Annotated in this window: 21 protein-coding genes; 8 read left to right on the top strand and 13 right to left on the bottom strand. The window is 44.3% G+C overall.

The features are described 5' to 3' along the window. Positions 1 to 18: 18 nt before the first annotated feature. The 6 genes from lnt to JHD45_RS07735 form a co-directional block, all read right to left on the bottom strand. On the bottom strand, positions 19 to 1,587 hold the full coding sequence (lnt, locus tag JHD45_RS07710) for an apolipoprotein N-acyltransferase (RefSeq protein WP_199475941.1): 1,569 nt from the start codon (positions 1,585 to 1,587) through the stop codon (positions 19 to 21). 1 nt (position 1,588) lies between these two features. Beyond that, a complete protein-coding gene (locus tag JHD45_RS07715; RefSeq protein ID WP_199475942.1) occupies positions 1,589 to 2,455 on the bottom strand; it encodes an HlyC/CorC family transporter in 867 nt (288 codons plus the stop codon). A 12-nt stretch (positions 2,456 to 2,467) separates the two neighbouring features. Beyond that, complete coding sequence (gene ybeY / locus JHD45_RS07720; RefSeq protein ID WP_199475943.1) at positions 2,468 to 2,932, bottom strand: rRNA maturation RNase YbeY; 465 nt, start codon at positions 2,930 to 2,932, stop codon at positions 2,468 to 2,470. Beyond that, the gene (locus tag JHD45_RS07725; RefSeq protein ID WP_233407701.1) at positions 2,932 to 4,041 is read right to left on the bottom strand and encodes a PhoH family protein; all 1,110 of its coding nucleotides are present in this window, start codon (positions 4,039 to 4,041) and stop codon (positions 2,932 to 2,934) included. The genes ybeY and JHD45_RS07725 overlap by 1 nt, the downstream gene beginning before the upstream one ends. 12 nt (positions 4,042 to 4,053) lie before the next feature. Continuing rightward, the gene (gene miaB, locus JHD45_RS07730) at positions 4,054 to 5,409 is read right to left on the bottom strand and encodes a tRNA (N6-isopentenyl adenosine(37)-C2)-methylthiotransferase MiaB (protein WP_199475944.1); all 1,356 of its coding nucleotides are present in this window, start codon (positions 5,407 to 5,409) and stop codon (positions 4,054 to 4,056) included. Positions 5,410 to 5,538: 129 nt separating this feature from the next. Continuing rightward, entirely contained in the window at positions 5,539 to 6,012 is a 474-nt protein-coding gene (locus JHD45_RS07735; protein WP_199475945.1) for an EVE domain-containing protein, read from the bottom strand. Positions 6,013 to 6,162: 150 nt separating this feature from the next. On the opposite strand from JHD45_RS07735, the gene JHD45_RS07740 reads away from it, so the two are divergent. Together JHD45_RS07740 and JHD45_RS07745 are read left to right on the top strand one after the other, a co-directional pair. Continuing rightward, positions 6,163 to 7,272: an HD-GYP domain-containing protein gene (locus tag JHD45_RS07740; RefSeq protein WP_199475946.1), complete on the top strand. Its 1,110-nt coding sequence runs from the start codon at positions 6,163 to 6,165 to the stop codon at positions 7,270 to 7,272. 72 nt (positions 7,273 to 7,344) lie between these two features. Beyond that, on the top strand, positions 7,345 to 8,265 hold the full coding sequence (locus tag JHD45_RS07745; RefSeq protein ID WP_199475947.1) for a histone deacetylase: 921 nt from the start codon (positions 7,345 to 7,347) through the stop codon (positions 8,263 to 8,265). A 9-nt stretch (positions 8,266 to 8,274) separates the two neighbouring features. On the opposite strand, the gene JHD45_RS07750 is transcribed toward JHD45_RS07745, so the two are convergent. Beyond that, on the bottom strand, positions 8,275 to 8,706 hold the full coding sequence (locus tag JHD45_RS07750) for a hypothetical protein (RefSeq protein WP_199475948.1): 432 nt from the start codon (positions 8,704 to 8,706) through the stop codon (positions 8,275 to 8,277). Between the two features lie 160 nt (positions 8,707 to 8,866). Between JHD45_RS07750 and JHD45_RS07755 the strand changes: the two genes are divergently transcribed. From JHD45_RS07755 to JHD45_RS07765, 3 genes are all read left to right on the top strand, one after another. After that, complete coding sequence (locus JHD45_RS07755) at positions 8,867 to 9,880, top strand: DUF2817 domain-containing protein (protein ID WP_199475949.1); 1,014 nt, start codon at positions 8,867 to 8,869, stop codon at positions 9,878 to 9,880. A gap of 22 nt (positions 9,881 to 9,902) precedes the next feature. Continuing rightward, positions 9,903 to 10,643 (top strand): alpha/beta fold hydrolase, encoded by a 741-nt coding sequence (locus JHD45_RS07760; RefSeq protein ID WP_199475950.1) that lies wholly within the window; start codon positions 9,903 to 9,905, stop codon positions 10,641 to 10,643. Positions 10,644 to 10,840: 197 nt separating this feature from the next. After that, the gene (locus JHD45_RS07765) at positions 10,841 to 12,625 is read left to right on the top strand and encodes an ArnT family glycosyltransferase (protein WP_199475951.1); all 1,785 of its coding nucleotides are present in this window, start codon (positions 10,841 to 10,843) and stop codon (positions 12,623 to 12,625) included. Positions 12,626 to 12,700: 75 nt separating this feature from the next. Here the strand turns inward: JHD45_RS07765 and JHD45_RS07770 are convergent, their stop codons facing one another. Continuing rightward, positions 12,701 to 13,255, bottom strand: a complete 555-nt coding sequence (locus JHD45_RS07770; RefSeq protein ID WP_199475952.1) for a GNAT family N-acetyltransferase — start codon at positions 13,253 to 13,255, stop codon at positions 12,701 to 12,703. Positions 13,256 to 13,441: 186 nt separating this feature from the next. Between JHD45_RS07770 and JHD45_RS07775 the strand changes: the two genes are divergently transcribed. Both JHD45_RS07775 and JHD45_RS07780 read left to right on the top strand, forming a co-directional pair. Beyond that, the gene (locus JHD45_RS07775; protein ID WP_199475953.1) at positions 13,442 to 13,684 is read left to right on the top strand and encodes a type II toxin-antitoxin system Phd/YefM family antitoxin; all 243 of its coding nucleotides are present in this window, start codon (positions 13,442 to 13,444) and stop codon (positions 13,682 to 13,684) included. A gap of 8 nt (positions 13,685 to 13,692) precedes the next feature. Further along, entirely contained in the window at positions 13,693 to 13,992 is a 300-nt protein-coding gene (locus JHD45_RS07780; protein ID WP_199475954.1) for a type II toxin-antitoxin system RelE/ParE family toxin, read from the top strand. Between the two features lie 526 nt (positions 13,993 to 14,518). On the opposite strand, the gene JHD45_RS07785 is transcribed toward JHD45_RS07780, so the two are convergent. Genes JHD45_RS07785 through JHD45_RS07795 form a run of 3 tightly spaced genes read right to left on the bottom strand, consistent with a single transcriptional unit; the run spans position 14,519 to position 18,588 of the window. After that, positions 14,519 to 15,136: an RluA family pseudouridine synthase gene (locus tag JHD45_RS07785; protein WP_199475955.1), complete on the bottom strand. Its 618-nt coding sequence runs from the start codon at positions 15,134 to 15,136 to the stop codon at positions 14,519 to 14,521. A gap of 6 nt (positions 15,137 to 15,142) precedes the next feature. Then, the gene (gene rapA, locus JHD45_RS07790; protein WP_199475956.1) at positions 15,143 to 17,968 is read right to left on the bottom strand and encodes an RNA polymerase-associated protein RapA; all 2,826 of its coding nucleotides are present in this window, start codon (positions 17,966 to 17,968) and stop codon (positions 15,143 to 15,145) included. 2 nt (positions 17,969 to 17,970) lie between these two features. After that, positions 17,971 to 18,588, bottom strand: coding sequence for a YigZ family protein (locus JHD45_RS07795; RefSeq protein ID WP_199475957.1), 618 nt, complete (start codon positions 18,586 to 18,588; stop codon positions 17,971 to 17,973). A gap of 53 nt (positions 18,589 to 18,641) precedes the next feature. Between JHD45_RS07795 and JHD45_RS07800 the strand changes: the two genes are divergently transcribed. Further along, positions 18,642 to 20,033, top strand: coding sequence for a DNA recombination protein RmuC (locus JHD45_RS07800; RefSeq protein WP_199475958.1), 1,392 nt, complete (start codon positions 18,642 to 18,644; stop codon positions 20,031 to 20,033). A 96-nt stretch (positions 20,034 to 20,129) separates the two neighbouring features. On the opposite strand, the gene JHD45_RS07805 is transcribed toward JHD45_RS07800, so the two are convergent. After that, positions 20,130 to 21,404: a cation diffusion facilitator family transporter gene (locus JHD45_RS07805; RefSeq protein WP_233407703.1), complete on the bottom strand. Its 1,275-nt coding sequence runs from the start codon at positions 21,402 to 21,404 to the stop codon at positions 20,130 to 20,132. A gap of 77 nt (positions 21,405 to 21,481) precedes the next feature. Further along, the gene (locus JHD45_RS07810) at positions 21,482 to 22,384 is read right to left on the bottom strand and encodes a recombination-associated protein RdgC (protein ID WP_199475959.1); all 903 of its coding nucleotides are present in this window, start codon (positions 22,382 to 22,384) and stop codon (positions 21,482 to 21,484) included. Between the last annotated feature and the right edge of the window lies 1 nt (position 22,385).

A 22,385-nucleotide genomic window follows, 5' to 3' on the forward strand; every position in this document is an offset into this window, starting at 1 on the left:
CTCTTTTCGTATGGCTATTTATTGCTTATCCGACGGCTTAGAGCTTCGATTTATAGCGTAGGATAATACCAAGCAGAGGGTCATTAATAGTACAACGGGCCATTCCCCCCATTTGACATAGGGTGTTGATCCGCTAAAGGTTTTTACTGTTGTCGTCATGGTGGTACGCTTAAATTGCGGCGCTTCGTCGGTGATTTTTCCGTTTTCATTTACCACCACGGTGAGCCCTGTGTTCGTCGCACGAACTAAATAGCGTCCTGTTTCTTTTGCTCTAAACTGGGCTATCTGCAAATGTTGCCATGGGCCGATAGACGCGCCAAACCAGCCATCATTACTGATGTTGATCAAAAAGTCACTTTTGGCGGCTAGATCACGTACTTGATCTGTATAGACGATCTCATAACAAATAAACGGGGCCGCTTTCCATTTACCCACTTGTATCAGGCCTTGATGGGCTCCGCCTGGCGAAAAAGTTGACATAGGCATGCCAAAAATATCAAGCACCGGACCGATAATGGATGAGAACGGAATGTATTCGCCAAAGGGAACGAGATGGCGTTTGTAGTAAAGACCTTTTCCGTCCCCCATTGCCCACATGGCGTTATAATAGGTGTTCTTTTCTTTATTGAAAGCTGGCACGCCTGTGACTAAGGTGGTATGTGTTTCGATCAGTAAGTCATTTAATTGCTTTAAGTGTGGTCGGATCTGTTGGTAGAGGTAAGTGATAGCGGTTTCTGGCCAAACCACTAAAGCGCTGTCTAAATGTTGCACGGTTGCCGACTCATAATAATCTAAGGATGAGCGGGCAGTTGTTGCTTGCCATTTCTCACTCTGTTTGACATTGCCTTGTACCAGTGTGGCTTTGAATTGTCCTGTTTGCTTCACCCATTGTTCAGGGAAATACTGTAGATAAGCGGCACCAAGCCATGCCAAGAGTGCAATGGCGATCATAATGGCATGGTTGTGACGGCTTAGGATGCAGCTGGTAATAATACTGGACGTTAATACGACAATGGCGCTGGTTAGCCAAATGCCACCAATGGGGAGTAATTCGTAGAGCCAAGATGTCTGGATCGAGTAACCTGGCAGTAACCAGGGAAAGCCCGTAAAAAATGTGCTTCGTGCATACTCGAACGCTAATAAGCTGATGGCAAAAATAAGTCCGGGCGGGATACGGGTAAATATTTTAACCAATCGCCAAGTCACCCAAGAGGATAGAGTCCAAAACAGAGTAAGGATAAGCACAAAACCAAAGGTGATAAGCGCGGAAATAATATTGCCTACTTGTCCATAGGTATCGATGCTAACAAATACCCAAGAGACACCGCAGCCAAAAAAGCCTAAACCGACAGCAGTTCCTCGCCACGCGGCGCTTTTGGCGCTATCGCTGGTTAGGACTAGCCAACAGAAAACCACAATGGTGATAAAATAGCTGGGCCAAAAATTAAACGGTGAAAAGCTTGTAACACCCAGTGCGCCAGCTAAGAAGCCTAAGCACAATGCGATGGGAGAAGGTAATTTGATAAAAAAAGGGCGTTTCCACCCCGCCTGCTTGCTTGTGGCCGATTTGGGGTGGGAGTGAGGCATACTACTCTATCGCTTCTGTATTCAATCGTGAAACTTTAATGGTTTTAACGCGTCGTCCATCGGATTTTAAGACGTAAAAGTTCATACCTCCAAAGATGATTTCTTCACCGCGCACAGGCACATGACCAAATTGTTGTACCAAAATGCCGCCAATGGTGTCGAATTCTTCTTCGCTAAAGCTGGCTTTAAAGTATTCATTAAAATCTTCAACTGGACATAACGCAGGCACTAAGAAGACATTGTCTTCACCTGTTGTTTGAATGTCTTCATTTTCTTCTCGGTCGGTTTCATCTTCAATTTCACCAACGATTTGCTCAAGAACATCTTCGATGGTAACCAAGCCCGATACACTACCGTATTCATCCAAAACCAATGCCATGTGGTAGCGTTTAGTTCGGAAGTCATTGAGTAGCACATTGAGACGCTTACTTTCTGGAATAAAGTTAGCGGGACGAAGGCAGGACAAAATATCGTCCATAACAATGTCTTCGTCTTTAAAAAGGAGTGGTAACAGGTCTTTTGCTAGCAGCACACCTAATATTTCATCTGGCTCTTCACCAACCACAGGGAAGCGTGAATGCGAGGAGTCAATGACTTTGCGAATTGAGGTTTTTGGATCATCTTCTGATTTGATCACCACCATCTGAGAGGGCGGTATCATAATATCTCTAGCCTGTACCTCAGACACTTCCAGTGCACCTTCAACAATCGTAAAGGCATCACGATCAATAATGTCTGATTTAACCGCCGCCTCTAGCAGTTTGATGATGTCTTCTCTACTGCGGGGCTCGTCGTTAAATGCTTGTGTTAAACGCTCAAACCAAGATTTTTGTTGATCGTTGGTGTTACTCGATCGGTCTTCGCTCATGGGGTTATGAACTCACTCTTTTATCAAATAGGGATCTGGAATATTAAGAGAAGCCAATAACTGAGTTTCTAAGGCTTCCATTTCTTCTGCTTCATCGTCATTTATATGATCATAGCCACGTAAATGCAATATGCCGTGTATGGTCATATGGGCCCAATGATGCAATAAGGGTTTTTCTTGTTCAATGGCTTCACGCTCAACAACTTGTGCGCAGATGACTAAATCGCCTAATAAGGGGATATCAAGTTCCATAGGCGCATCAAAAGGAAAAGACAGGACGTTGGTCGGTTTGTCTTTTCCTCGGTATTCACTATTAAGTGCTTGGCTTTCTTCTTCATCAACTAGGCGGATGGTGACTTCGTATTCATCGCCAGATAAAGGTAAGGCGGTGGTTACCCATTGCTTAAAATCATCGCTGCTGGGTAATTTCTGTGTTGCTTCGCAGGCAATTTGTAAATCTAATTCCAAATGAGCCATTAGCTTTTGTTACTCTCGTTAGTGGCTGAGTGGGAGGAGCTAGCCTCGTTCTTAGGTGTGGAGGTACTGGCAGACGCTGCTTGCTCAGCTTGTGCCTGTAAGCGGGCTTCAGTTCGTGCTTTTTTTGCCTCTTCCTCTTCTGTATCAAAACGCTCATAGGCTTCAACAATTCGTTGAACCAGTGGATGACGAACCACATCGGACGCTGCAAAGTGCGTTAAACTAATGCCATTGACGCCACGAAGCACATGCATAGCATGAGCCAAACCAGACGATGTACCACGAGGTAAGTCTACCTGAGATGTATCCCCCGTGATGACGGCAGTGGAGCCAAAGCCAATGCGCGTCAGGAACATTTTCATCTGTTCGCGAGTGGTATTTTGGCTTTCATCCAAAATGATAAAGGCATTATTTAGAGTACGACCGCGCATAAAGGCCAGCGGGGCGATCTCGATAACGTTTTTCTCTATCAGTTTATCGACTAATTCAAAGCCCAGCATTTCATAAAGCGCATCGTATAAAGGGCGAAGATAAGGATCGATCTTTTGTGATAAGTCGCCAGGTAAAAAGCCTAACTTTTCACCCGCTTCAACCGCTGGTCGAACCAACATAATGCGCTCGACACGATCCGCTTCTAGCGCTTCGACAGCGCAAGCAACCGCTAAATAGGTTTTTCCCGTTCCGGCAGGGCCAATACCAAAGTTGATATCGTTTTTACGCACCTCTTTTACATAGCCTTGTTGGTTTTTACCTTTTGGCTTGATAAAAGCTTTGCGTGTTTTGATGACCAACTGATCACCGTTATCTTTTGCGTGTTTGCTCAAAGACTCAATGGCCGACTCTTGTAAATACAAATGAATGGTTTCGGCAGAAAGAACCCCTTGTGCCCGGGCTTCACGGTACAAGTTTTCCAGTAGGATTTTTGTGGCGGCAACATTGTCAGAGCTTTCGCCCGAAATATCAAACAGATCACCACGGTAGCGAATGGTGACATCAAGGCGCTTTTCAATCAGTTTGATGTTTTCGTCTAGTTGCCCACATAGAACAGCCAAAGCATTAGCTTCGGCTGGTGCAAGGCGCATTTGTTGAGTTGTCTGTGTCGTTTCCAAGAGTTACCTTACTTAGTGAAGGACAAAATCGGTGTCAAGTTCAGAGCTGATCAACTCACCTAGTAGGGAGTTTGAATAAGCATCTGTGATCACCACGTCTGCAAATTTACCGATCAATTGAGGATCGGAAGCACGGAAGTTAACAATGCGATTGTTTTCAGTTCGGCCTTGAAGCTGTCCAGGATCACGGGGTGAATAACCACTGATCAAAATGCGCTGAACCTCACCAACCATCTCTAAACTGATGTCAAACGCTTGTTGACTGATACGACGTTGTAATATGGCTAAACGCTCTTTTTTCAATGTTTCTGGGGTGTCGTCTTCTAGGCTTGCCGCTGGTGTACCTGGGCGCTGGCTATAAACAAAACTGAAAGAATGATCAAAGCCGATTTCCTGAATTAAATTCATGGTATCGACAAAATCCTCGTCGGTTTCGCCTGGGAAGCCAATGATAAAGTCTGAAGACAAGCTGATGCCAGGACGTGCGTCCTTAATGCGATTGATCTTATCAATATAATATTGGCGATCATGACCGCGTTTCATAGCGCTGAGAATATTGTCGGCCCCGCTTTGTACCGGTAAATGAAGATGGCTTACCAACTTGGGTTCGGTTCGGAAGGCTTCGATTAAACTATCGGTAAATTCTACCGGATGAGAAGTGGTAAAACGAATGCGTTCAATGCCATCGATGCGTGCTACAGCGTGAATAATATCGGCAAGATCTGCTTCATCACCTTCTGCGGTTTCGCCACGATAAGCGTTGACGTTTTGCCCTAATAGATGGATTTCACGTACACCTTGCTCTGCAAGCTGTACCACTTCTTTCAAAATACTATCGAATGGACGGCTGACTTCTTCCCCACGGGTATAAGGCACCACGCAGAAAGTACAGTATTTACTGCAACCTTCCATAACGGACACAAAGGCTTCTGCCCCCTCTACACGCGGTGCAGGCAAGTGATCGAATTTTTCAATTTCGGGAAAGGTTACATCCGTAATCGGGATGTGTTTACCCGCAGAATTCACCATTTCTGGTAGTTTATGCAGTGTCTGGGGCCCGAAAATCATATCAACATGTTTGGCTCGCTTACGAATAGCATCGCCTTCCTGGCTCGCAACGCATCCGCCCACACCAATGACCAAGTTGGGATTTTTCTGCTTGAGCTTCTTCCAGCGGCCAAGTTGGTGATACACCTTGTCTTGCGCCTTCTCGCGGATAGAACAGGTGTTCAAAAGGAGCACGTCAGCTTCTTCCGCATTGTCTGTGAGTTCCATCTCATGGCTTTCGCCAAGTAAATCTGCCATACGAGAGGAATCGTATTCGTTCATTTGGCAGCCGTGAGTTTGGATAAAGAGTTTTTTTGCCATGTCACTTATAAACCTAAAAAATTATTCGTCTATCGACTTTGGCGCTATTATATTTGGCTTTGCCTCCGAATCACAGGGGTGTTGAACATTCGAACCCATTAAACTGAAAATAGTCCTTATTTCCTACGATCATCTTGGTTTATTATTTGGGTTTAAATGTGTGTTAATGTGCTGCCATTCGTTTGGTTTAATTGGCATGACAGACAAGCGGTTGCCCTTTTTGGTAAGTAACATGTCACTAAGCGCTGGATCTTGTTTTAAAGTACTAAGGGGTAAAATACTTGGCCATTTTTCGACAAGTTCAATATCCACCATGAACCAGCGAGGATGATCTGGGGAGGATTTAGGATCATAATAATGGCTGGTTGGATCCCAACTTGTGTGATCCGGGTAGGCTTCGCGTACCACTTTCGCCACGCCAGCAATGCCGGCTGGTTTACAGCTTGAGTGGTAAAAAAAGATGAGGTCACCCATTTGCATGTTTTGCATGAAGTTACGTGCTTGATAATTTCGAACGCCATCCCAGGGAGAGGGGCCTTGTTGTGTTAAATCATCAATGGAAAAAGCATCGGGTTCAGACTTCATGAGCCAGTAATTAGACATATTATTCTCCGTTTGCATAATGATACATACTCTTAGTATATGATTTATAAAATTGTATCTACAATTAAAGAAAATTTACCCAATGCCCTCAATGAGTTGCTTATCTCTCGACGCCTTGGGTTGTGATGCTCTTCATATGGATGAGGATATATGAGTCAATTCGCCTGTAAAGATTTTTCCGCGCTGGAAAAAGAGCTCAAGGATGACCTTCTCGAGTGCTATCAGGAAGCACAGCAAGAAATCGAAGAGATCATCAATAGCATTGAAGATGATGGCTTTTCCTTTGATAAGTTAGACAATTTGTTTCGTTCTTTACATAGCATGAAGGGCAATTGCTCAGTGTGCTTTTTAGATCCACTTGTGGGGGCATTGCATCGCCTTGAAGAAATCGTCGACGGTATGCGAGGCGGTTATATTCAGTACCACTATCATCTTGGTGAATTAATTAATGTTGTGGTTGAGCAAATCGGCAATTTGCTGATGCAGCTCTATAAATTCCATGGCGCAGAAACGGCCACGTTAAATGTATTGCAAAATGGTTTGGATACGCTTTATGCCTGTGAAGACGATGAACAGCGTCCTGCCTTGGCAAAGACCTTATTGGATGATATTTCAACGGAGAAGAAAGAGTTTGAGGCAGCTGAGACTCCGGCTCGAACAGCCGATCTTTTAGTCAAGGTGGAATATACCAAGGAGCAAGAGTTTGATATAGAGCAGTTTAAGGCATTCAGTTCCAAGTTAAATCGTTTGTTAGGTTATTCCCCCGAACGTAGTGAGCGTATATTAAAGCTTTGCCAATTGATTAATATTGAATGCAAACAACAGGAAGATCCCGCCCAATTAAGCGCGGCAGCTTATATGCATAATATGGGGATGGCGGTGATCTTAAATTGCAAAGATGATGAAGAGGCGCGCAAACAAGCTGAATGGAATCATCCTATGGTGGGGGCTCAATTATTGAGTAAACACGAAGGTTGGGACGAGGCGGTTTCCATGGTGATGGCCCACAAAGAACGCTTTGACGGCTCAGGGTTTCCTGAGCAACTTGTTGGCTCGATGATTCCACAAGGAGCATTTATTTTAGCTGTGGCCGTCATGTTTATTGATATCGTTTGGGGTAAATCGGGCGAAGAATACAGAAAGAGTTCCATGCGTGCCATCCAAAAAGTGAATTTTGAAAGTGGCAAAGGTTTTCCTCCTCATATTGTTGACTCTTTTAATGCTGCCATTCGCAAGGTTCTGGTGGCGCGGAAAAAATAATTGTTACGACGCTTTTTTTAATCCCATGAAAAATTGCTACCATAGTCTTATCTAGTATGGATTATTAAGACTATGGCTGCCCAACTTCCACTTGTTTTTCACCCCCATTACAGCATCCCCTTTCCAGCAGGGCACCGCTTTCCTATGCATAAATTTCGGCTCTTGGCACAAACGTTAAGAACGCAAGGTATTCTTACGGAAGAGAATGAACATCAACCCTCACCATTATCCTTAACGACCTTAATGCAGGCCCACGACAAAGGGTATGTGCAGCGCTTTATTCGTGGCGAACTCACCAAGCAAGAAGAAAAAGACATCGGTTTGCCTTGGTCAGAATGGTTGGTTGAACGAACATTACGTGCTGTTTCCGGTACTCTCTTAACCAGCGAGTTAGCATTAGAGCATGGTTTGGCATGTCATCTGGCAGGTGGAACGCACCATGCTCAGCCTGCACGTGGTGCGGGTTTTTGCATTTTTAATGATTTAGCCGTCGCAGCGTTAGCGTTAGTGAATTCAGGCAAAGCAAAAAAGGTGTTAATTTTAGACTGCGATGTACACCAAGGAGATGGCACCATCGCCTTCTTTAAAGACCGAACCGATATTGTGCCAATTTCTTGGCACTGTGAAGAAAATTACCCCGCTCTTAAACAAACTGATGGCGTTAATATAGCCATTCCTAAAGGGGCTGACGATGATTTGTATTTGTCCATTTTAAGGGAAACCTTACCAAAGGTGCTTGCCGAGCATCAGCCCGATTTTATCTTCTACGATGCGGGTGTCGACGTGCATCAAGATGATAGGTTAGGTCACGTCAATATGACAGACGATGGCATTTTGCAACGGGATAAATACGTTATCCAAACGTGTATTAAACAAAACTTACCCGTCGCTTGTGTTATTGGCGGCGGTTACGACCGACAAGAAGATAAGGTGGCATGGCGGCATAGTCTAGTGCATCAGGCAGCCCATTGGGTTTGGGAGAGATGTTTATAGAGTAACCGCTTAACGTTTTTTGGTTCTATTGTGGTTGGCTATAGAGAAATATATAAATGCTACTATTAACAAAACAACAACGACACCAAAAATAGCCGCAGAATAGCCGTGCATGGGTCCCCATTCGCGAGCCCACACTTGGCTTTCCCCTTTTAGTAGCAGCAACGGATGCTTAAAACCAAAATAAGCACAGGCTGCCCCAAATACTAAGCAGAGGATATTGATTATTGTGGCGCCAATGAGTTGAAGTATAGAAAAATACGCGCCAATATTATCGGCAATCTTCCATTTCTTAAGTTTATATAAAACGAGGATGCCTAGTATAGATACGAGTATTATTAAAATGTCTGTATAGGTAATAGGGATATGTAAATGCTGGAGTATCCCTGCTATCGATGCGATTATTATCAAGAATGCAAAAATGTCGAATACTAAATCCATGACTGTTGGCTTAATTTCTAATGGGCGATCTTTTTCGTAGGGTATATGAATTTAATTTAGCTGCAAGGTGCTCCTACCGGAAAAGTATTATTTTCTATTGTCATATAACTGCCATGATTCTCTTTTACTGTCTACAAAGGTAAGCAGGAAGTGGGCAGTTATGCAAAGCACGTTATCCGAATTGGCTGAACTACAACGTTTGTTGCGCTTGGATATTCCCAGCGTACATCGTGAAACACTGGCTCAACTTTCTGATGGCCCCGAGCAGTATCCCGTGGATGCTGTATTTCTTGGCAGTGATCGTCCCAATGTGCCTACTTTCCTGCTGGTTGGCGGGGTGCATGGTGTTGAACGTATTGGCTCGCAAGTGGTACTCGCCTATCTCAATTCTTTATTGCATCGATTGATTTGGGATCAACAATTGCAGATGGCATTGGAAAATGTGCGTTTTGTTTGTTTACCGATATTAAATCCAGTGGGAATGGCTCGTCAGCATCGTGGTAATGGCAATGGTGTGGATTTGATGAGAAATGCGCCATTGGATGCATTAGACCCTATAACTTGGCCTTTTGGTGGCCAGCGATTGACTCGTCATTTACCTTGGTTTCGTGGTGGTTTAGGGAAGCCGTTAGAAATGGAAGCCCAAGCCTTATGTGATTTAGTGGAGCGTCTTTGTGAGCAAAGTCCAATGGTGATGGCTTTGGATGTACATTCGGGCTTTGGAGCTCAAGATCGGCTTTGGTTTCCTATGGCTGGTACTCGACAGCCAGTGCCTCATATCGCAGATTACTATGCGCTGAAAAAATTGTTAAAGCATAGCCATCCGAATCATCGTTATTTGCTTGAACCTCAATCTCACCATTATCTTTGTCATGGTGACCTATGGGATTATTTGTATCTTAAAGCAAATTCCCGTCAGCAGACATTGCTGCCGCTTACTCTGGAGTTAGGATCTTGGCGTTGGGTCAAGAAAAACCCATTACAATTACGTTCCTTTTTAGGAATGTTTCACCCGATTAAGCCCCACCGAGTAAAACGAGTGTTGCGAGAAAACCTCTATCTTATTGAGATTCTTTGGCGTGCCAGTGCCAATATGGCGCAATGGTTGCCAAAAGAGTCGCAGCGCCAACGAATGCATAAGATAGCCTTAAAGCATTGGTATCAAAATGACTGAGCAGAGATTCAGGAGCAATAGCGTGAACTGGCTTTTGTTGCGAGGATTAGGGAGAGATCAGCGTCACTGGGGGGAATTTCCTAGACTATTGCAACAGAGGTTTCCTGAAGATCGAATTTTGACACCAGACTTACCAGGAAATGGATCATTAGCGCACTTAAAAAGCCCTACCAGCATTGTCCAGGCGACTAACTATTATAGACTATGGGTAAAAGAACAGGCTGCCATAGGCCCAATAGCGTTAATTGGTTTATCCATGGGGGGCATGGTTGCTCTTGACTGGTTGAATCGTTTCCCAGAAGACATCTCATTTGCTTGTGTAATCAACACCAGTATGAAAGGGTGTAGTTTGCCTTGGCAACGAATGCGCTTAAGTGCCATGCTGCGTTTACTGTTATTCGGACTGATTTCTAAAAAACAACAAGAGCACCAGGTTCGTTTATTAACAACCAATATGCAATCAAGCCCACAAGCCTTGGAGCGACAATGGTATGAGTGGGCAAAAGCGTCCTCCCCAGGATGTTTCAACCTTATTCGTCAGCTTTGGGCGGCAGCAAATTTTGAGATACCCCATCTGACGCACCACAAAAAACTTTTATTACTTGCCAGTTCCTATGATCATTTGGTAAAAAGCTGTGCCTCACGCCGAATTGCAGAACGTTGGAAAGTGCCACTGATAGAACATCCTCAAGCAGGTCACGACCTACCTCTAGATGATCCGCAATGGATCATTGATTTGCTAATGGAGCAAAAGGATAAATGATCCATTATAGACTTATCGCTATTTAAGGATGATGACTCTTATATTGTCAAACACCAAAGGATCAGTATTCCTCAAATAGAAGAAGTCTTTGTTTAGATGAGTTGGAATAATTTAAAAGTATTTTCAACTTAGTTTTATATTTTCATGATTTTTTAACCTGTTGTTTGGTTATATACATCGATTTACCGGAGATAAGTGTGCGTCGTAACACCTTAATGGAATGGAATAGCAAAGATTCTTGGAAGGTCTTTTTGCTGCTTAGCATCATTTTTGTTGTATTTAGCGGATTGTTCAACCACACCGTCTGGACACCAGATGAGCCCAGAGTGGTTGCTGTTATTAAGGATATGTACCTTTCTGATAATCTGATCATACCGCATTTTGCGGGTATTCCTTTTGTGGAAAAGCCGCCGTTGTATTTTATCTATTGTGTGTCACTGATGCATCTGACAGGGTTGGATGCCTTGATGGCGGCTCGATTAGGATTAGGGCTACTGTGTTTAGCATCTTTAGTGGTCACGTTTCGTTTAGCATGGCTGCTTAAAGGGAAGGAGTATGCTTGGCTAACCCTTGGTGTGTTGGCGTCCAGTGAAGGCTTTTTGCTGAACTTTCATTGGCTGCGGGTTGATGCCATGATGATGTTTACCTCTATTGTTGCCATTTGGGCTTTTGCAGAAGCTTACCTGCGTTTTCAATTGCGTTATGTGTTACTGGCAGGGGCATTAACGGGATTGGCGTTTTTAAGCAAAGGTCCTATTGCCATTATCCTATGTGTTGGGCCTGCTTGGCTGGTACTTTTTATTCGTTACGTCTATCTAAGGCAGCGAGGTGCCCATCAAAGTGTAACATGGGGACGTGTGTTGTTCTTCCATATGATGGGATTCATCATAATGTGTTTAGTGATCGCTGCTTGGGTGTATCCTTTTTATAAACAAGCGTCTCCTGCGCTTTGGCATGCCTGGTTTTGGGATAATCAGATAGGGCGCTTAACCGGCTCCTCGACGAAAACCTTAGGTCATAACCATCAGGGCAAACCGTTTTATTACGTTAGCAGTATTATAGAATATACATTACCTTGGTCTGTCTTCTTTATTATTGGTTTAGCCTCTTCGGTGAAAAGAGCCGTGACTCGACACCAAGTGAATTGGCTTGATGGCTTTTTTCTCTTTTGGTTTTGCTTTGCCGTTTTTATTTTGTCCTATTCGGCAACCAAGAGACCAATGTACCTTGCACCTTTAATGCCTTTGTTTGCCTTAATGATAGCTTCTGCGTTAATGACACTAAAAGGTAGATGGTCCGACTGGTATCGACGTGCCTTTTTGGTAATGATGATTGTCATTATAGCTGTATTTGCTATGACACCTTTATGGGCTCAGCTCTTACCAAGCAATAAAGTGCCGCAAGCTCTTATGTTGTGGCTTTCCAGTTGGCAGGTGACGGCGCTGTGGGTGCTATTTGCTATTATTTTAATGATAAAAGTCGAAGTCACTCAGTGGCCTGCCTGGACTAAGTTATCATTAATTTCATCTTTATTTTTTATTGCCATTTTTCATCATGTATTTATCGCCGTAGACATCGCTAAAGACATGAGGCATGACCTTAATACTTTTGTGAAGCAAATCCCGCAGGATAAAAGGGAGCGTACTGCTGGCATTGGCTTTTCAGAGACCATGTCGTCTATCTTTTATTTATATGACGATTGGTCCGTGCCTATGGTAGATAAAGCCCGAGCACAACGGATTCTCGAGGGGAAAGACAGCGAATATGATTACTTGATCCTTGATCGAACGGGCTCCACTCAAGACCCTATCCGTTATATGGGACTGCCTTCAGACACCCCTTACCATCTTTTGTTAATAGGGCATCCGCGTAGCGATAAAAAACGCAGTGCTATTTTATGGTTAACAGGGGACGAAAATAAAACGCTCCCAATGGTGGAAGTGTCTGAAAATACGGTAAAACAACCTGCTAAAGCGAATTAAAACGGTGAAAACTTAAGGCAATTATCATTGGCTGTTGGGGCGAACTTGTCGTCACCATCAGCCAAATGGATAGCTCTAGTTGTCATGATCCATCAGCCAGTTGGCTCGGTTTAAGCCATAGACTGCATGATCTACCACTTTACCATTGAGATTCTCTTTTCGAGTGATAATGCCTTCAAGTGTAAAACCTAAACGCTCACAAACAGATCGGCTTGACTGATTTTCCTCTGCTGCGGAAATCTGCACTTTCTCCATATCAAGATCGGTAAAAGCCAACTCAATCAGCTTAGCAACCGACTTCGTGACAATGCCTTTTTTCTGATAATCCTTACTGAGCCAGTAGCCGATCTCCACCCGTTTGAGACTATGGTCAATTGTATTGAAACTAATATTGCCGACCACTTCGCCTTCAAACAACATAGCACAACTTAACGACTTACCATCTGCGTAATCGTGAAGAGCTTGCTTAATAAAGGTGAGGAAAAAATCCTCACTGTGCGCATGAGGTGGCCATGCCAACCACTGACCAAGATAGTCACGTTGCTGCGTGACAATTTGTAGATACGCTTTAGCGAACTTGGGATGAACAAGCGCTAACTCTAATCCTTTTTCTACTTCTAGTGAAAACATAGCTTTCTCTTTAGTTTTACTTAATCCTGAGAACATACAGCTTCAGCTGACTCGGGTGTCTAATTCCGCTATAAAGCGTTTTAAATGATTTGTCGCGTTTTTGTTTAAATCGCACGATTTAATTATATTGATCTATTCGCTCGAAACATTATAATTCTATTGTACTTCCAAATATGAGAATTGAACATGAACACATTAACAGCAAATGATGCTAAACGAAATTTTGGGGAGTTACTTATGAGTGCTCAACGAGGGCCCGTGAAGATTAGCAAGAACAACAAAGATGCTGTAGTTGTAATGTCTATCAGAGACTATGAAGAGCTTGAAGCGATGAAGGCGGAATACCTAAAACATTGCTTTGAATCTGCCAAAGAAGACTTGGCTAAAGGCAATGTCGTTGACGGTCAAAGCTTTTTAAGTACGCTATAATTATTGATATGCAGAGCAAAGAATACAAACTGAGTAACTTGGCTCAACAACACCTACGTAAAATTAAACACTATACTATCGATAATTTTTCCGAATCGCAGTGGGAAAAATATAGAGAAACCCTATTATCTGGTTTTCAGATGTTAGCGGATAACCCGGGATTAGGCAGAAGCTGTGATGAGATATACCTCAATGGCTTTTATTTCCCTATTGGTAAACACAATGCTTATTTCATCAAGGAGAGTGATTTCATTTTAGTCGTTGCCGTTTTAGGCCAGTCACAACTACCGCAAAATCACCTCAAATAGACCTTAATTCATCCTAGGAATTAATACTTCTCTTTCTAGCTTTGAAATCCCCAATTCAACGCAACCCCGATGGCGTGACTATACGGCATTTCAGAGTCAATAAGAAACGTCTTTGCTCGTATAACTGGCGGAGTCAAAGCCCTTTTTTATCAAACTCATCAGAAGAGTTGAAAGCTATTAGTCAGAAAAGATGTTCGCCTCCTGAATCTACTGTCAGACTAAAGTCTGACCTACAGAAAATCTGCATACCCAAGGCAGTTAGTTCGACGAAACGAAGTTGCGCGACTTTATGGAGTTTCATAATCAGTAAAAAAATACCTTCTCACATATCCAAAAAACCAATCTATGCCTTACGATAAAAATCGTCTTGCTAAACCAGTATTAAACAAAATGAAGAAGACGTTTGGGCGAAAGCCCGATAAGAGACCTTTTGGTTACTTTTATGGTTCTGGATAAAAGTTACCCGCTCAGCAGAGCGGAATAAGCTAGTCGCTCAAAACCATTGATAAGAGGTTAGTCATCAAATTTAAAAAGGACAGGGTGCTACAAAGGCTACCCAAGCCTTGGTAAACGGATGTCGAAATTCTAAGCGATAAGCATGCAATAACAAGCGAGGGTCATTTGCATACTCTGGGTCGTAGAATTCGTCGCCGATGATCGAGTGCCCTAGGCTTTGCATATGGACGCGCAATTGGTGAGAACGGCCGGTAAAAGGCACGAGTCGAACGCGAGTCGTGTTATCTTCATAGGCGATTTTTTCCCAATAGGTAATGGAGTCTTTGCTCCATTCGTCGGTACAGACAATTTGTCTGGGACGGTTGGGCCAATCGCAACGTAGAGGTTTGCGTACTTCGCCTCGTTCACCAAGAAGATGACCGCGCAGCATCGCGCGGTATTCCTTTTTAACGTCCCGTTCGCGAAAGTGGGCGTACATTCGCTTTTGGCATTCGTGAGTTTTAGCGACCAGAATTAAGCCAGAAGTGGCTTCGTCTAAGCGGTGAATAGCGAAGGCTTCGCCAAACTGCAACGCGGCTCTATGTAATATAGAGTCTAGCTTATCTGGGCCCCGACCGGGCACAGATAAGCAGTTAGCAGGTTTGTTGATGACGGCGAACCAATCGTCTTCGTAGAGTATCTCTAACACAGACGATTATTCCGGTTTGGTGGTCAAGATGATACGAATAGCATCCAAGCGGATTTGATGCTCGTCGATACGAGTCAAACCTTCTTGCATATTCGTTTCAAGACGCTGGATGTCGTCTTCTGTGATGGCATCATTAAAGGCTTTTAGCTCGCTCAAGCGCTCGATTTCATTTTGGCAGCGGTGTTGGTAAGAGGTTTTCGCTGCTTGAACAATAGGGCGCGCCTGATCTTGTGCATTGAGCTGATGAGCCTGTAGCACTTCAATCAGGTTGGAACGAAGCGCTGCTACCCATTGTTCGGCGACACGATTGGGGACGCCTTTGAGTTTTTCTGCCCATTTATCAGCAGTAAACTGTTGATGCAGGAATTTTCCATTAGAATCGGATAATTGCCACATAGGTGTCATGGGGAGCGATTGCGCGAGTTTCAGGCGTGGATGAGCTGTTGCTTCAATGACGAACATACTTTCTACCAACACCGTGCCTTCTGGTAGGGCGGCGATAGGTAAGATGGCAGACGTCAGTTTGCCAGAATCAAAGCCTTGTACTTCATCCATTAGCATGGTGATTAGAGGATGCTCCCAGGTGGCAAAGGCGACATCTTCACGCTGGCTTGCTTGACGACGGTTTAACATGAGCATTTTGCCTTCCTCTTCGATGCCTGGTAGGGCTTCTAGCATCATGTCGGTGGAGGGGCGAATAAACCAAGCGCTTTCATCTGGGTCACTGTTGATGCATTCCGCATGAATATTAAAGGCATGGGTTACATCTTCAATATAGTGATGCAGGCCGTGAATTGCTTGCTCGTTGATCTGTTGGATCAAAGCACGAGCTTGTTCTGGGCGACACGAGCTCATTTCTAATAGGCGATTACGACCTTCTTCCATTTGCCGTAATAGCGCTTCATGGTAGACCTTGGCTTCGTCCAGTAAGCTGAGATCGTCGTCTTCTCCTCGTAGGTAAGCGTGCAGCGTTTCACGGAAGGCTTCTTCTACTTTATCGCCAGCACTTGTTGTGCGACAAAAAGCATTGAGAGCGTTATGGAACCAATGGAATAAGCGTTCCTGAACGCTATTGGACAGGTAAGGGACGTGGATTTGCACGTCATGAAGTTGCCCAAGACGGTCCAAGCGACCAATTCGCTGTTCTAACAAGTCGGGGTGTTCTGGCAAATCGTACATGACGATGTGATGGCTAAATTGGAAGTTACGGCCTTCAGACCCAATTTCTGAACAGACAAGAATTTGTGCGCCTTCTTCATCCGCAAAATACGCCGCTGCGCGATCACGGTGGATCAGTGGCATCTGTTCGTGGAAATCGGCACTTTGGAAGCCAGCAAAGGTGAGCTGATCATTTAGCCATTGGGCCATATCAGCCGTATGACAAATCACCAGAATTTTATCGGCCTGACATTCTAGGAATTCTTTTAGCCAAACCCAGCGTGGGTCGAGTTCCCAGAGTCCGTCTTGCACATCGGTCTCGGGTTGAACATGGTGGTTGGCAGAAGCAAAGTGCTCGTTGTTTTCGAGCGGATAAGCGTGTAGGTAACGGTTTGGAAAGCCGCCCACAGCAGCCCGTGTGTTGCGAAACATTTCGCGGCCCGTGCCATGACGGTCAATCAGCCAGCTAATGGCTTCTTGTGCCCCACTCATGCGTACTTCACCACTTTTGTCTAGATTGGCAAACCACTCTTTCGATTTAACCTGATCTAAATAGGGGGCGAAGGCGTTATCCCAGTCTATCGATAGATCGCTGTTTTCTTCTTCCGTTAGAGGTAACAACATTTCAGCCAGCTCGGCCGCTTGTTTAAACTCTTTTTGCTGAGCTTGGTACTGTTCAAAATTATGGTAACGATCTGCGTCCAATAACTGCAAACGAGAAAAGTGTTCACGCTCACCAGTTTGTTCTGGCGTAGCACTTAGCAGCAGTAGGGATTCTGTTTTTGCCGCGAGACGGGCAACCACTTGGTAGCTAATACTGGGTGTTTCTGGGTGCCAAGCCAAGTGGTGAGCTTCGTCGACAATCACCATATCCCATTCTGCTTCCAGCATGTGTTGTGTAGCATGGGGATGTTGGCTGGCCCAATCAATTGGGGCGATAACAAAGGGTTGCTGCTCAAATGGATTGTCATCGCCTTCCATGAAGTCTTCGTAGACGGCTTCACTGATCAAACTAAAAGGTTGATGAAAGCGGCGCAGCATTTCGACCAACCATTGGTGTTGTAAGTTGGTGGGGGTCAAAATTAAGGCGCGTTTGCAAAGGCCATTTAATAAGCGCTGATGTAAAATTAACCCGGCCTCTAGGGTTTTCCCCATACCGACTTCATCACACAACAAAGCGCGTGCTTTTGGGCGATTGGCAATATCGTGTGCTAGGTAAATCTGGTGTGGTAGCAACTCGGCTTTCAACCCCATCAAACCTCTTACAGGAGAGGCGGCATTGTCGGCTTGGTGCTCCAGTGTATGGCGGCGTAGGTCGAACCACATACGGCGTGCTGGAGAAAGAGACAAGATGTAATCCAGCTCATTTTTGTCGTTACGTGGAAATTGGATGACAGACTCTTCTAACCAGTCATCGTCGTTGCTGATACGATACTCCACCAGTCCATCGATCTCTTCTACTTCCAATATCGTGAAGGTTTCATCCTGAAAAGAAAGTTGATCTCCAGGGGTTAAAGTGCGGCGCACAAGACTGGTTTGGTCATTTGAGTATTGGCGATCTGTTTCCGCATCGGGAAAGTGCAATACAAAGGATTTACTTTGTTTTTCTGTGATCATGCCGACGCCTAGATCAGGTTCGTTGCGGCTACTCCATCTTTGTCCCGTTTTGTACATAGTTACTCTTTGTCCGATTCGATTAATGTTAGGCTGCCTTGGCATAAATTTGTCAGCGTTTGCTTTTGTTCAGGCCAAGTTCGTTCAATAACGGCGAGGTCCATGACAATATTGTCACTAAACGTTTTGTTGTTTATCTCGATATCACTTTGTTCTAACCAGTATTCAACCTTGCCCAGTAAAGGGTAGGAGATAACTAATTGCACAGGTGAACGTGGATAAATGTTTTCGTGTTCTGTTTGGCTGAGCGCCTCTTGTACTGCTTGGCTATATGCTCGCACAAGGCCACCAGCACCCAATTTAATGCCACCAAAATAGCGAGTGACGACAACGGTGGTTTCACCAAAATTTGAGTGTTGTAAGACGTTTAACATGGGTTTACCCGCTGTGCCCTTAGGTTCGCCATCGTCACTTTGATCCCAAAGGTGTACGTTGTTTGGGGCACCTGCCACAAACGCCCAACAATGATGGTTGGCATCTGGGTAGCGCTGGCGTATTGCATCAAGAAAGGTTTTTGCCGCTTCACGACCTTTGGTTCGGCTGACCGTGGTGATAAACAGGCTATTTTTAATTTCAAGATCAAAGCGTTGTATGTGTGTTGGGCTTAAGTAGTAATCCATGTAAACTGGCTTAATTCTTGTTTTCTCTATAAAAATAGTGGGTTTTATTTTCTATGTCAGATTGGCTTTGGCAATCCGTTTTGGTGTTATCGGGCTTTTGCGTCGGCACCTTATTAGTTTCTTGTGTTGCAGGCTACATTGTACAGGCTATGCGTCGTCAGTGGCACCTCACTCAAGCAAAAATGCAGCAACAAAATGATGAATTAGTGCGACTTTTGGAACAATCCAAAGATCATATTCATTATTTAGAAAAAGAATCTCTGACTTTAGAGCAGCAGTTTGCCGCGGCACAGGCGGTATGGCAGGAAAAAGAGTCTTTCTATCGTGAGCAAAAGCGTCAGAATGAGACGGAGTTTAAGCAGTTAGCGCAAGAGATCATGACGCAGCAGGGACAATATTTAGCGAAGGAAAATGAGCGTCAACTAGGGTCGTTATTGCAGCCTTTGGGCTCGCAGATTCAAAAGTTTCAAGAGAGTGTGGATAAGAGTTATCAAGAAGAGGCGCGGGAGCGCTTTTCATTGGTGAAAGAAATAAAAAGCTTGCAACAACTGAATCAGAAAATTAGTGATGATGCGGTCAGTTTGACGTCCGCCTTGAAAGGGCAGAATAAGTTGCAAGGTGGCTGGGGAGAGGTGATTCTTGAGCGCATCTTAGAGAAGTCTGGTCTTGAGAAAGGCCGAGAGTACGAGGTTCAAGTCTCCCTTCAGTCGGAGGTAGGGCGACGTTTGCAACCGGATGTGGTGATTTATTTGCCTGAAGGTAAGCAAATTGTCGTGGACTCGAAGATGGTCTTAGTCAGTTACTTGGCCTATATGGAGGCGGAAACCGAGGAGGAACGCAACCGAGCACTGAAACAGCATTTAGAGGCCGTGCGTCGTCATATGAAAGAGCTAAGTGCCAAGGCGTATCATGAGTTGCCAGGTATCACCTCGTTGGATTTCGTGCTTTTGTTTATCCCGATTGAAGCGGCTTTTGGTTTAGCGTTACAAGGCGATAACGGCCTATTCAGTGAGGCGTTTGAGCATAATATTATTATCGTCGGACCATCCAACTTATTGGCCACACTTCGTACCATTCAAAATATTTGGCGCAACGAAAAACAAAGTCAGAATGCTATTGAAATTGCTCGTCAAGCGGGAGCAATGTATGACAAGTTTGTCGGTTTTGTTCAGGATATGGACGATATCGGCGGTAAAATTGATGCACTAAATCGTAGCCATGATTCGGCGTTGAAGAAACTCACACTGGGGCGTGGTAACTTATTGGCTCGCGCTGAAAAGTTAAAACAGATGGGGGCGAAAACAACCAAATCCTTGCCAGAAGGACATCTTAATAAAGAAGATGCTTTGCCTATAGAAGTGCCCAATGACGAGGGATTTTATGAAGAAGAGGGGTTATCGTCGATAGAGGATGATGCCACAGAGCCATCATACCGTGACCGCTGAACTGGAAAGGGATAAGTAACTTTGAGTAGAACTTGCTCGTGCCGTCACGAGCAAGGTTGTCAATTTACTGGTTTTCGTTCTAAAACTTGCCTATTTTTATTTATCCACTTCAGGTGATTGCCATAATACCGTCACTTTGTTGCCATAAGGTGCCGATTTCATGTCTAGATAAATAGCCTGGGTAAGGTGATGAAGTTGACGCCCTTCTGGCACCTTATCGAGTAAGCCAATCAGTTCAATGTCTAGACCGTCGGCTAGATAATGCAGCTTAGTATGCTCAATATCTAGATAGTCTGTATGTTGGCGCAGTAAAAAACCTAAGTCTGCCATGATTTGATGACGAGCTGGCAAATTTAAATGGGGTGGTTTTTTATTGTCGGTATTTTGAAAACTGTCTGTTTGAACTTTATCGTCCGTATCGATATGCACCATGACATCTGCCACTTGAGGGTGAGCCTTTTTGATGGTGTAAGCAACCAAATCCCCAAGGTAATGACCTTCGCTGACACTGGCGTAGCTTGGTACATGAATGTGCATGTCTAAGTAAATTTTACCAGCCATGGAGCGCGCTCGCACGTCGTGTGGTGCCATGACATTCTTTAAGCTGTTTGCTGTGCCTTTTATTTGTGCGATGAGTTTAGGGTCGGGGGCCGTGTCCACTAATTCTGCGAGGTTTTCCCAAATCATCTCTACGGCCATTTTACCGATCAACAACGCCACAACGATGGAAGCGACCATGTCAGCCCAAGCATAGCCAAAAGACACACCGATTAAACCGATTAACACCGCTACAGATGATAGGGCGTCACTGCGGCTGTGCCATGCATTGGCAATCAGTAATTTGCTTTGAATCTTTTCACCGGCATTTTTGGTGTAGTGAAAGATAATCTCTTTAATAATGATTGTGGCAAGCAGTGCGGCTAACCCGTACCAAGTAAATTCGGCCTGAGTGTGTGAAGTGATGGATTCATAGCCTATACCAAACGCGACAATGATTAGGACGATACCAAGAAAGACGGTGGTAACGGTTTCAAAGCGTAAATGACCATATGGATGATTTTCGTCCGGACCTTGGCGTGCGTTTGATGAAGCAAAGTACACAAACACGTCTGTGACTAAGTCGGATAAAGAATGAATGCCATCGGCGATTAAGGCTTGCGACTGTGAAAAGTATCCTGCGATGATTTTGGCGATACCAAGCAGACAATCCCAGATGGCACCGATGAGTGTGACCCGTTTAGCAATGCGCTGTTCTTGCTGTAATTCTGACATAGATTGTCCATATAAATCGTTTGATAAATAGACTGAGTGAATACCTTTACCCCGGTGAACACCACGGCGATTTAGTGCACTTTTTTTGCAAATAGCCATGGTGTCTAGCTTGGCGAATGTTCTCCCCAACCTTATCCACGAAATCTGTGGAAAAGGTTGGGCAGGTCAGTAATCGTCTAGTCTCGCGGAATTTCAAACCATAAGCAGAATGAATCAAAAAACTCTCTCATGGTCAATGACATAAGGGAAAAATTCGCATCCATATCTGATAGTCCACCACCTTGGGAGTCGTTAAAAGCGGCCTCTTTTAAGGCATCGTCAAATTTTATCTTACGCAGTGTTAAGTCTTCGTGAAGCACGAAGCTTAATTTATCAGACCAGCGAAGGGCGAGGCTTTTAACGGCCATACCGCTTTCAAGATGGCGAGTGACATCTTCAGATAAGGGTTCTAGTGCTTTAAAGCGAATAGTGGCTTTGTCTTCTGAGCTGTCTTGAATCTCGCATTCATCGCCTGTTTCTAGGCTGGCTGGGACGGCATTTTTTGTCAGCCACTCTGTCATTAAAGAGGCAGGTGATACTTGCGCTTGCAATGGTGTCATTGGAAAACTGCCCAAGGTCGTTTGCAAGTGTTTAAACAGTTGTTCTGTCATGCTGGCATTGGTGCTGTTGAGAACTAAAATTTTAGCTTGTAAATCAATGTAAGCCCAAATGTCTGTACGTTTAGAAAAGGCCTTGGGACGAAGGGTAAAAACCAACTCGTCTTTCATATCGGACTTTTCTTTACGACCGACTTTGCGACCTTCGATTAATTCAATTTCTGCAACTTTGGCTTCTAATTCTTCACGAACCACGGCAGAGGGTAGAACCTTTTCTTCTTTGCCTGCACGGAATAATAAGCAACGGTCGCTGGCTAAGCTCCATTGTTCACTGTTTCGAATCAGTGGTAGCCAACCAAAGGAGAACTCTTCTTGTGATCCACATTCTTTTAACGGAAATTCAGGAATTTTGTCGATGAGTTCATTAGTATTCAGTGATTCTGTGTCTTTTAGCTGAAATATTTGGGCGTTTTTGAACCACATA

The sequence above is a fragment of the Marinomonas spartinae genome (assembly GCF_016461715.1).
GTDB lineage: Bacteria > Pseudomonadota > Gammaproteobacteria > Pseudomonadales > Marinomonadaceae > Marinomonas > Marinomonas spartinae_A.